A 10,131-nucleotide genomic window follows, 5' to 3' on the forward strand; every position below is an offset into this window, starting at 1 on the left:
CTCCGTCCCGCTAACGCGAATGGAAACAAACAGAATGCTATCGCTGCATAGTTGAACAGTGATGTTCAGCAGTGTTCAGCGTAAATGTATCAGCATCTACAAACGGCTCATCAATCTTTTGCCAAGACGGAGACGTTAATCCCGACACAGGGATCCAATACGAGCTTGGCAGGTGGCGATTTCTTGGGGGGTGAGGTTGTCCCAATTGACGTCGCGGCGCAGCACCAAGCCATTGTGCCCAGTGATGAAGCGGGGCAGCTCTGCTTGGTCGATCACGCTCAGATCCCGCATGTGATAAGTGGTGTAATAGGTAACATCTGGGGTCTCGAAATCCACGTCAATAAGAGTGAGGGTCTTGCGTGGGGGCAGAGGGCTGCCCAGGAGAGGACGAGGGCCGGAGCCGAGAATGCCGCAATGAAGCAGTTGCAGTTGCCCTTTGTGGCCGGGGTAGTAGCCGTGATGGTGGCCGCTGATGTAGGTGTGGACGCGGTACTTCTCCAGCAGGGCTCGCTTGGCATCGGCATCCAGCAATACTTCTCCCGGATCGTCGCGCCCAACGGTAATGGCATAGAGGGGTAGGTGGCCGATGACGATGCGCAACTTGGCCTTCTGAGCCCGTTCGCTGGCCAGAGCCGCTTCCGCCCAAGCCATTTGTTCCGGTGGGATGTAGTTGCAGGTGGCATCCCAGGCCAGGTAAAACACATCGTCTTTTTCAAAGGTGTAGTAGAAGGGAAAGTCCCCCCGATCCACAAAGTTCAAACCTGGGTCGTGGGCCGGATCGTTCCAAAACTCGCGGGCCAGATCCCGTTCTTTTTGAAAGAGAAAGCCGCCCCGCGTGGTGCGGGCACAGGAAGCATCGTGATTGCCCAAGGTAAAGCCGTAGGGAAGTTTGGCCGCACGGATTGGGCCAGCCACATGCCGGTCGAAGGCTGCCCACATGGCGCGAATGCGCTCCTCCGACAGGCGGGGATCCTGACCGGCCACCATATCTCCTCCTCCCAAAACAATATCCGGCTGAAGATAGGGGATGAGGCCGATGCCCCGATCCACCTCTGGGTCGTATTCCACCGAGCCGTAGATGCCGTTCATGTCACTGATGACCAAGAGGCGCAGATCTCGGCGGGGGGGGATATAGAGGCCATGGGGGGCATCTGGATGGGGGACGACGGTGGGGGTGGGCTGGGGGGTAGGAGAGGGGAGAGCGGCTCTAGGGGATCCCATCCCTGGGGCTAGATGAGAGGGCTGCTGCCGACTGGCCCAATAGGCTCCTGCCAATCCACTGCTGCTGGCCAACCCCAACAAACCCAGAATTACCTTGCGCCGCTGCATGATCTTTGCCCCCAACACTCCAGCGGTATTGTAGAAAATCAAAAGGCTGATGTTGGGCTCTTCCATCTGCGCACGGCCTGGACTCGGCTCGAAGATGGCTATGCGCGGCAGCTCTTGTAGAGTTCGGGGTGTTTTTTGAACAACTGTTGACGCACAAATGCTACCTTGGTAGAGATGAGCAACTACCTATCTCAGACTCGGTATGACTTGAGGTTTTCCATGCCTCGCCCCTTGGATTCTTTGGAAGCTGCTTTGGAGCGGTGCCGGGAGTGCAATCTGCGTTTGAGCCGACAGCGCCGTTACATCCTGGAACTGTTGTGGCAGTGTGGCGAGCACCTCTCCGCCCGCGAGATTTACGATCGCCTAAATCAGCAGGGCAAACCGATTGGCCACACGTCCGTTTATCAAAACCTGGAAGCTTTGGCCAGCCACAACATTGTCGAGTGCTTGGATCGTGCCGATGGGCGTCGCTACGGCAACCGCACCCATCCCCACAGCCATGTCAACTGCTTGGATAGCAACCGCATTTTGGATGTGGATGTGGAGCTGCCGCCTGAACTGCTGGCCCAGGTGGAGCAACAAACGGGCACCCGCATCCAGAGCTACCGCATCGAGTTTTTCGGGGTGGAAAAGCCTGCGCAGTCCCAGCCGTAACCTTTGCAAAGGGATCCCTGCTGTCCTGGGAAAAAATTGGGCAAAGGTCAGTAAGCCCGGTTTTGGCCTTTGGTGATTTGGGACTGGATTTGCTCGAGAGAACTGGCAGGGGCCAGGCATTTGTTGCCCCAGCACACCAGCCCTAAAGCTCCTTCCGGCAGAGGTTCGGTCTCGGTGGGGAGAGCAAAGACGGTGGTGGGCCAAGATCGTTGCTGAAAGGCGGGCATAGCATCGGCCTCCAGGGTAACTTTCACCCAATTGCTGTACCAATCCAGCCCGACAAAAAGGCTGGGGCAGGTGCGCGGCTGGGTGCTCATGGTGTGGGCAAAGGTTTTCAGGGCCTGTTCTGCTCGTTCCAGGTAGTCCAGATCTCCGGTGAGGGCGGCCAGGCGCACCAGGTTGGCAATGGCCACCCCATTGGCTGCAGGGGTAGCGTTGTCTTGAAACTCCTTCTCTCGCACCAACAGTTCAGGGGCGCTCTGGGCATCGCTGACAAAGTATCCTCCTCTAACCGGATCCCACAGTTGCGTATCCATCTCCTGCTGGAGCTGGAGGGCAGCCTGTAACCAGTCTTGAGGGGTGGGATCCCCCACCAGGGGCAGGCAGGCTTGCTGCAAGTCCAACAGGGCCTTGATCAGCAGGGCGTAATCTTCCGATTTGGCGGGCACCTGAGCTGTGCCATCGTAGTTCAGGCGCAACAGGGATCCGGTCTCAGGGTGGCGCTGCTGGCTGAGGATGAATTGGGCAGCCCGCAGAGCGAATTGCAGATAGTCTGCGTTGCCGAACACTTGATAGGCCCGCGCCAGGCCGGAGATCATCAAGGCGTTCCAAGAGACGATCATCTTGGTGTCGGTGACGGGTGGGATTCGCCCCGGCCAGGATTGCAGACGGGCCGATTGGGCATCCACTGCCGGAGGGAAGGGAACTCGTCGATCCGCAGAGCCATAGCGTGCCTGAAACAGATGGGTGGTCAAGGCGGCTTCAACTTCTGGCGGCAACGCTCCTCCCTGTTGGCGCTGCAAGACGATGCAGCCGGGCCGATCGGGGAAGTTGCCCCCCGGCGATAGGTCAAACGCCTGCTGCAAGGCGCGGAAGGTTTCTTCCCCCAAGAGATCCTGCAGCTCCTGCCAGCGCCAGACGTAGAACTCTCCCTCTTCCGGCTCTCGATCCTCTGCCCGGGCAAAGCTGTCGGCATCTTGAGCGGCGTAGAAGTATCCGGCAGGGGCGGTCATCTCTCGCGCCACCCACTCCACCGTCAGCCGCACCGCCCGCTCGATGGCCGGATCTTGGATACCGTGCGCCCACAGATCGGAGAGAAACTCCAGGATCTGCCCGTTGTCGTAGAGCATCTTTTCAAAGTGGGGCACCGTCCAGGTGGGATCCACGGTGTAGCGGTGAAATCCTCCGGCCACATGGTCGAAGATCCCTCCCAGCACCAAGGCCATGCCTCGCTCTTTGGCCCGTTCCAGAGCGCTCTGCGAGCCGGGGATCCCTTCCGGTGGGTCGAAGCGGGCCGAACGCAATACCAACTGAGCGTAGGGCATCATGGGAAATTGCTGCACCGCCCCGGCATTGGAGAGCAAAGGCTGGATCTTGGGGATCCCAGAGCGCAGCAGGTCGGCGGGAATGTGGTCTTCCGGCACTAAGTCGCTGAGGGTGGTCAGAGCCGTCAAAATCTGGCCTTTCATCTCCTCTATTTTTTCCTTTTCCTGCCGGTAAAACTGCAGGATGCGCTGCAGCAAGGCCAGAAACCCCGGGCGGCCAAAGCGGGGCTCTACGGGAAAATAGGTGCCGGCGTAAAAGGGCACCAGGTCATCGGGCGTGAGGAAAACATTGAGGGGCCACCCCCCCTGCCCGCTCATAAGCTGCAACGCCTGCATGTAGATGCTGTCGAGATCCGGCCGCTCCTCGCGATCCACCTTGATGGGCAAAAAATGGGCATTGAGGAAAGCGGCGATCTCCGGGTTGGAAAAAGCCTCGCCCTCCATGACCGTACACCAGTGGCAACTGGAATAGCCGATGGACAGAAAAATCGGCCTATCCTCGGCCCGCGCTTTCTCCAGAGCCTCGGGGATCCAAGGCCACCAGTCCACCGGGTTCTCGGCGTGCTTGCGCAAATAAAGGCTGGAACTTGTGGCGAGGCGATTGGCCATGAGTACACCCTCTCACCCTTTTTGCTTTTCAGGCTAGCGCGTCCTCCTCCCAAGGCAGAGCCAACCCACTGTTGTTCAAGATACACTCACCCAGGATCCCTGTCGGTCAAGCCTGCTCCTGCTCGGCAGCCGGGACTAAAAACTCCAGAGGGCGCCCGTGTAAAACCAAGGTGGTGCTGGGATTTTCCACAAAGCCGATTCGCTCGTAAAAGCCACGCTGATGGGTTGTGAACAGGTAGATGCGCTCCACCGACTGCAGGTGGGGATGGCTGATCAGGGTTTCCACCAACTTGCGGCCAATGCCCTGACGTCGGTAATCGTGATCAACCACGATATCCCAGAGGACGGCTCGGTAAACCCCATCGGAAGTGGCGCGGCCAAAGCCAATCAGGCGCTCCCCATCCCAGGCGCTGACCACCGGATGGCTGTGAGCAACGGCCCGCTCCATCTCCTGCCGCTGGCGATTCTGCGCCCAAAAGGCATTGCGGTTCAACAGCAGGAGAAGTTGATCCAGATCCAGCTCGCCCCGCTCCAGAGAGAAGCGAATGTTGCGGTTGTCCACCGGCTGACGAGAGAGGGCAATGACAGGCTCAGGAGAGGGATCGGGCATGAAGAAGACCTTTGCAGCAGTGAGGGTTGGCAAGGAAGGGGGAGTTCAGCGAAACACTTGGGCCTGACGAACGGAGACTAGCTGGCCGAGGCATTGTCGGCGGCTGGCCCCGCCTGCTCTAGGGCATAGGCTTTGAAGCGCTCCAGATCCGCCTGGATGGTGCTCTCCACCACTTTGCCCACAAACAGGCCATCCAAGATTTTGCCGAGGATCCCCGGGAGCTTGTAGGCCACCGACAGCTTCACAATGGTACTGCCTTTGCGGTCGTAAAAGCGCAGCGCGCCCCGATTGGGCAGCCCCTCCACCGAACTCCAGCCGATGTGTTGGTGTTTCACCACCGTGTGGGTGCGGGAGATCCAACTGAAGGTGAGGCCGCGGGTATCCAGTGTCCACCGGGACAGCTCCTGATCCAGCAATTCCACCGAGCGGATCCACTTCATCCAACGGGGCATGAGGGTGAGGTTGGCCCACAAATCCCATACCTGCTCAATGGGAACAGGTACCTCCACCTGACAGGTATGCTCTAGCCAATCCGACTCTGACATAGGGCCTCCCACGCAACACCCGGCAGAAACGCGAACCATCCAGGGGCTTGACCACAACGCCTCGGAACGGGATCCCTGCCTTTACAAAATTTTATATCGACCTAAGATAGCATTATCGGCCTGATGAAAGTTTGGGGCTCTGCGCTTTTTGGCAGCCCGGTTTCTTTTTCGAGCAAGTTGCGGCTGCCCCCCATGAGGGCAACGCAGAAGGCAGGTATCATGATTGCCATCTGCAAGCTCCACTTGCAAAGGTTCGGTGCATCCACTCGGTTGACTTGACGGAACGACCTCACCATGGTTTCTCAATGGAAACAGCATCTGAAGAACTACTTCGTGGCGGGGTTGCTGGTGGTGATCCCTCTGGCAACTACCATTTGGCTGACGGTGGAGGTGGCCACCTGGAGCATTGGCTTTCTGACCAGCATTCCGAAGCAGTTCAATCCCATCCAGGGTTTGCACCCGATCTTGATCAACCTCATCGATCTGGCGGTGGGCCTGTTGACGCCGATTGTGCTCATCCTGTTGATTGGCTTCATGGCCCGCAACATTGTCGGCCAGTGGCTGCTCAATCTCAGCGAACAGTTGCTCCATGCGATTCCGGTGGCGGGGCTGGTGTACAAGACCTTGAAGCAATTGGTCAGTGTTTTGTTTGCCCCCAACAATCAGCGCTTTCGGCGGGTGGTGCTGGTGGAATATCCCCGACCAGGAGCTTGGGCGCTGGCCTTTGTGACGGGCACCATTCAAACTCCCATTCGGCCCGATGGGCCGCAGCGCTCCCTTGGCCTGTTTGTGCCCACCACCCCCAACCCAACGACGGGCTGGTACGCCATTGTGCCGGAAGACCAGGTGGTGGAAGTGTTCATGCCGGTGGAAGATGCTTTTAAGATGCTCATTTCCGGCGGCATTGTCACCCCTGAGAGTTTTGAAGCGGGGCTGCAGCGGCGAGAAGGAGCTTTGGCCGTGACCATGCCCAGTTTGCGGGAGCTGGTGGAGCAGGAGCGGGTGGCAGGATCCCCCAGGGCTGACTCGGTGGGCTCTGAGGTAGGTTTTGAGACTGAAGGGATCCCTTAATCCTGCTTTCCTGTCCCTGCAGAAGGGCCGGGCTGCCAGAGCTGGTATTCTTTGGCCTGTTCCAAGCGCACATAAAAAGGCCGCATTTGCCGATCCAATGCCTCCACTTGCTCGGAGGGAAAGGCCTTCCAGTCAGCACGGCTGGCCCAGCGGAGGATGAGGTGGACAAGTTCGGGATCCTCTTGATCCAGCCAAACTTCTTTGCCCAGAAAACCCGGATGCCGGCGCAGGGCGGATCCCCAAACCCGCTCGTCTTGCTCAAGAAAGGCTGCTACCCCACCGGGAGGAACCCGGAAGCAGAGATGTTCGATGACGATAGGGCCGGGCGGGCTGGGGCAGGTCGACATAGGAGCAGAGGCGGCAAAGTTAAAGATGGGCCCTCTCAAGACTCCAGGGGGGAAGCAGTCAATCGTTGCAGGGTGGGAATGAAGTCGGGGTAGGAGATGCGGGCACAGTCGGCTCCCCTGAGGAGGGTGGATCCCTGCGCTCCTAGAGCTGCCACCATCAGGCTCATGGCGATGCGGTGATCCTCGTGGCTGTCGACCTCGGCCCCGTGAAGAGGGATCCCTCCCTTGATTTCCAGGCCATCAGGATATTCAGTGACCTGGGCTCCCATACGGCTCAGCTCTTGGGCTATGGCAGCCAGACGGTCGCTTTCTTTGACCCGCAGCTCTGCGGCATCGCGAATCACCGTGATCCCTTCGGCAAAGGCCGCCGCCACCGTCAAAACCGGGATCTCGTCGATCAGGGTGGGGATGAGATCGCCGGCGATGGTGCAGCCGCGCAAGCGGGCCGAACGCACCCGCAGATCTCCCAGGGGCTCGCCGGCCATTTCCCGGCAGTTTTCAATTTGAATATCGGCCCCCATCTCCTGCAACACCTGCAGCGCACCGGTACGGGTGGGGTTGAGGCCCACATCCCTTAGCAGCAATTCGCTCTCGGGCACAATGGAGGCGGCCACCAGCCAAAAGGCTGCCGAGCTGATATCTCCCGGCACCTGAACTTTTTGGCCCACCAGGCGGGATCCCCCCACCACGGCCACGGTTTTTGTTTCCGGATCCACCTGAATGTCGGCTCCGAAGGCCCGCAACATCCGTTCCGAGTGGTCCCGAGAGAGAGCCGGCTCGGTGACTTGGGTGGTGCCTTCCGCCAGCAGACCCGCCAGCAAGAGGCAGGATTTTACCTGCGCTGAAGCCACCGGGGAGCGGTAGTGAATGCCCTTGAGGGATCCCCCTTGTACGGCCAAAGGTGCCAACGTCCCACCGGCCCGTCCCCAAATGCTGGCCCCCATCTGCCGCAGCGGTTCTACCACCCGCCCCATGGGCCGCGAGCGCAGGGATCGATCGCCGGTGACGGCAAAAAAGCGCCCGGCCTGGCCAGCCAGGATCCCCAGCATCAGGCGCAAGGTGGTGCCGGAGTTACCTGCATCCAACACGTCCGCCGGTTCTTGCAGCTGGCCCAGGCCAACCCCCCGAATGCGAACACACTCGCTGTTGAGCTCCGAAATATCTGCCCCCAGCGCCCGAAAACAGGCTGCCGTACTGCGGGGATCCTCTCCCAGCAACAGCCCTTGGATGGTGGTTTCTCCTTCGGCCAGGGATCCCAGCATCAGGGCGCGGTGGGAAATGGATTTGTCGCCGGGGATGCTCACTTGGCCGCGCAGGCCCTTGGCCGGCGAGAGGGTCAAGATATCAGTAGCAGAAGAGTGAGTCAACACAGCAACCCTGACGGCAGACTTGGCAAAAGCGGGAGCAGTCTCATCATACTCAGAGCGGGACTCGCGCCCCAGAGATTTTGCCGGGGATCCCAAGACAGCCTGTCTTTTGACGGCCACCCCTCTTTTCTCAGAGGATCACCTTAAACAACATGGATTCCTCGGTCGGGGCCTGGCCTCGGCCTTTTTTTTGCAGATACTGAACTTTGTAGCAGCAGAAATAGAACCCCCGCAGACCGTGCTTGGCAAGGTGTATCAACACGATTCCGTTTTGACCGAGGAGGTGATGGCCTACCTGCAACCCCAGGGGGGCGGTATTTTTTTGGATGTGACGTTGGGAGGGGGTGGGCACAGCTTGGCGCTGCTGCGGGGGGGAGCTGCCCGAGTGGTGGGGTTGGATCGGGATCCGGCGGCTCTACAGGCGGCGCAAGCGCGTTTTGCAGCAGAAGGGATCCCCGGCAGCCGCATCCAACTGTGGCACCTCAATTTTGCCGATTTCGATCTGCAGCAGCACGGCTTTCGGGATGAGCAGGGGCAGGGGATCCCCTTCGATGGCATCGTGGCCGACTTGGGGGTGAGTTCGCCGCAACTGGACTGCCCTGAGCGGGGATTTAGCTTTCGCGGAGAGGGGCCGCTGGATATGCGCATGGATCCCAGTACCGCTCAGGAAACCGCTGCCGATTGGGTTAATCATCGCCCGGTCGAAGAGTTGATCGAGATTTTCACCCGTTACGGCGAAGAGCGATTTGCCCGCCGCATCGCCCATCACATCGAGCAGGCTCGTCCCCTCGCCACAACCACTCAGTTAGCCCAGGTGGTTTGGCAGGCGGTACCTCCGGCAGCTCGGCGAGGCCGCATTCACCCGGCCACTCGGGTCTTTCAGGCGTTGCGCATTGCCGTGAACCGAGAACTGGAGGCTTTAGAAACCTTGCTGGCCCAAGCCCCCACTTGGTTGAAACCCGGCGGCAGGTTGGCCGTGATCAGCTTCCATAGCCTTGAAGATCGCTTGGTGAAATGGGCCTTCCGCAGGGATCCCCGTTGGCAGGTGCTCACCCCCAAGCCCTTGTCCCCTTCCGAACTGGAACGGCAACGCAATCCACGGGCCCGCTCTGCCAAACTGCGAGTGGCTGCCCGCAGCAGTCAGATGTAGGTTTAGGTTGGTTCTCCCGCTCTCAAGAGATCGGCTACCGTGAAGCGGACAGCTGTCCTGCTGAGGCCGGGAATCGGGAGAAGGGGGTTGCTGTTGGGGGATGCGGGGAACTAGGGTGAAGCGGAACCGGCAGTCCTGCACCGTCGGATCCCTTGGTGTGTGTGAGGTTAAGCCCTATGGTTAGCCAGCCTTTGAACGCAGGTCTTGATCGTCCCAAAAGCCCTCGTCGCCACAGACAGCCTTCTGCTCTGAGCCGACCCCTCTCCGGTACAGTTCAGGCCAGCCGCACCCAACCTTTGAATTTGAAGTTGAAATCAGCCCATCCTCGCAGCCAGCATCTTGCTTGGGCAGAACACCTAGCCTGGTGGAAGCAAATCTCCACAGGGATGGCTATCCTCTCCGGCGTTTCAGTGTTGAGCCTTTACAGTTGGACTGTGCATACCCAAAGCCGGTGGAGCCAGCGTTACCAGGTGTGGCAGCAGATGCAGCGCAACGAACGACAGTTTCTGCTGACTCAAGAATCCATTGCCAATTCTCTCCGGGAAATCGCCGACCGCTCCGAAATGGTGCCGCTGGTACCGGATCGGATGATCGAGGTGCCAATTGCCTCTCCCAGCCAAGTTGAGCCGGATCCAGCCCACCAGGCAACGGCTTTGCCAGAAAGAGCGCTCCGCGCCGCTCACGCGACCGAAAAAACCCCTCTTTTCTATCCGGTTGGGTACTAATTCATACGGATCCCGCCCATGACGGCTAGGCCAGCGTCCCCATCTTGCTTTCCCAAAAGCTGTGGGTCTTGTGAAGTCTCAGCGTATCTGATACATTTACGCTGAACACTGCTGAACATCACTGTTCAACTATGCAGCGATAGCATTCTGTTTGTTTCCAAACAGAATGGCGGTATCCCG

10 protein-coding genes are annotated in these 10,131 nt (G+C 59.3%); 4 read left to right on the forward strand and 6 right to left on the reverse strand.

Going from position 1 to position 10,131, the window contains the following annotated elements; translation table 11 throughout:
* Positions 1-135 precede the first annotated feature (135 nt).
* Entirely contained in the window at positions 136-1,329 is a 1,194-nt protein-coding gene (locus tag ACVW0B_RS13745) for a metallophosphoesterase family protein (RefSeq protein ID WP_457491947.1), read from the reverse strand.
* Between the two features lie 219 nt (positions 1,330-1,548).
* Here ACVW0B_RS13745 and ACVW0B_RS13750 point away from each other — a divergent pair, with 219 nt between their 5' ends.
* Positions 1,549-1,983, forward strand: a complete 435-nt coding sequence (locus tag ACVW0B_RS13750) for a Fur family transcriptional regulator (RefSeq protein ID WP_414351968.1) — start codon at positions 1,549-1,551, stop codon at positions 1,981-1,983.
* Between the two features lie 47 nt (positions 1,984-2,030).
* Here ACVW0B_RS13750 and ACVW0B_RS13755 read toward each other — a convergent pair whose 3' ends face one another.
* The 3 genes from ACVW0B_RS13755 to ACVW0B_RS13765 all read right to left on the reverse strand — a co-directional run bounded on the left by ACVW0B_RS13755 (position 2,031) and on the right by ACVW0B_RS13765 (position 5,291).
* The gene (locus ACVW0B_RS13755) at positions 2,031-4,136 is read right to left on the reverse strand and encodes a thioredoxin domain-containing protein (RefSeq protein WP_457491944.1); all 2,106 of its coding nucleotides are present in this window, start codon (positions 4,134-4,136) and stop codon (positions 2,031-2,033) included.
* A 106-nt stretch (positions 4,137-4,242) separates the two neighbouring features.
* Positions 4,243-4,746 (reverse strand): GNAT family N-acetyltransferase, encoded by a 504-nt coding sequence (locus ACVW0B_RS13760; RefSeq protein ID WP_414329522.1) that lies wholly within the window; start codon positions 4,744-4,746, stop codon positions 4,243-4,245.
* Between the two features lie 77 nt (positions 4,747-4,823).
* Positions 4,824-5,291, reverse strand: coding sequence for an SRPBCC family protein (locus tag ACVW0B_RS13765; protein ID WP_414329520.1), 468 nt, complete (start codon positions 5,289-5,291; stop codon positions 4,824-4,826).
* A gap of 294 nt (positions 5,292-5,585) precedes the next feature.
* Between ACVW0B_RS13765 and ACVW0B_RS13770 the strand changes: the two genes are divergently transcribed.
* The gene (locus tag ACVW0B_RS13770; RefSeq protein ID WP_238376947.1) at positions 5,586-6,362 is read left to right on the forward strand and encodes a DUF502 domain-containing protein; all 777 of its coding nucleotides are present in this window, start codon (positions 5,586-5,588) and stop codon (positions 6,360-6,362) included.
* On the opposite strand, the gene ACVW0B_RS13775 is transcribed toward ACVW0B_RS13770, so the two are convergent.
* Positions 6,359-6,748, reverse strand: coding sequence for a TIGR03792 family protein (locus ACVW0B_RS13775; protein WP_457491945.1), 390 nt, complete (start codon positions 6,746-6,748; stop codon positions 6,359-6,361). The genes ACVW0B_RS13770 and ACVW0B_RS13775 overlap by 4 nt on opposite strands.
* On the reverse strand, positions 6,745-8,079 hold the full coding sequence (gene aroA, locus ACVW0B_RS13780) for a 3-phosphoshikimate 1-carboxyvinyltransferase (RefSeq protein ID WP_457491948.1): 1,335 nt from the start codon (positions 8,077-8,079) through the stop codon (positions 6,745-6,747). The genes ACVW0B_RS13775 and aroA overlap by 4 nt, the downstream gene beginning before the upstream one ends.
* 247 nt (positions 8,080-8,326) lie before the next feature.
* On the opposite strand from aroA, the gene rsmH reads away from it, so the two are divergent.
* Entirely contained in the window at positions 8,327-9,226 is a 900-nt protein-coding gene (rsmH, locus tag ACVW0B_RS13785) for a 16S rRNA (cytosine(1402)-N(4))-methyltransferase RsmH (RefSeq protein ID WP_414330253.1), read from the forward strand.
* A 176-nt stretch (positions 9,227-9,402) separates the two neighbouring features.
* On the forward strand, positions 9,403-9,951 hold the full coding sequence (locus tag ACVW0B_RS13790) for a hypothetical protein (RefSeq protein ID WP_457491946.1): 549 nt from the start codon (positions 9,403-9,405) through the stop codon (positions 9,949-9,951).
* The last annotated feature ends 180 nt before the right edge of the window (positions 9,952-10,131 follow it).

It is taken from the genome of Thermostichus sp. MS-CIW-23 (assembly GCF_054059455.1).

Bases quoted from the DNA above. Each gene is read 5' to 3' on its own strand.
- ACVW0B_RS13745 (WP_457491947.1), bottom strand. From the start codon at position 1,329: ATGCAGCGGCGCAAGGTAATTCTGGGTTTGTTGGGGTTGGCCAGCAGC.
- ACVW0B_RS13750 (WP_414351968.1), top strand. From the start codon at position 1,549: ATGCCTCGCCCCTTGGATTCTTTGGAAGCTGCTTTGGAGCGGTGCCGG.
- ACVW0B_RS13755 (WP_457491944.1), bottom strand. From the start codon at position 4,136: ATGGCCAATCGCCTCGCCACAAGTTCCAGCCTTTATTTGCGCAAGCAC.
- ACVW0B_RS13760 (WP_414329522.1), bottom strand. From the start codon at position 4,746: ATGCCCGATCCCTCTCCTGAGCCTGTCATTGCCCTCTCTCGTCAGCCG.
- ACVW0B_RS13765 (WP_414329520.1), bottom strand. From the start codon at position 5,291: ATGTCAGAGTCGGATTGGCTAGAGCATACCTGTCAGGTGGAGGTACCT.
- ACVW0B_RS13770 (WP_238376947.1), top strand. From the start codon at position 5,586: ATGGTTTCTCAATGGAAACAGCATCTGAAGAACTACTTCGTGGCGGGG.
- ACVW0B_RS13790 (WP_457491946.1), top strand. From the start codon at position 9,403: ATGGTTAGCCAGCCTTTGAACGCAGGTCTTGATCGTCCCAAAAGCCCT.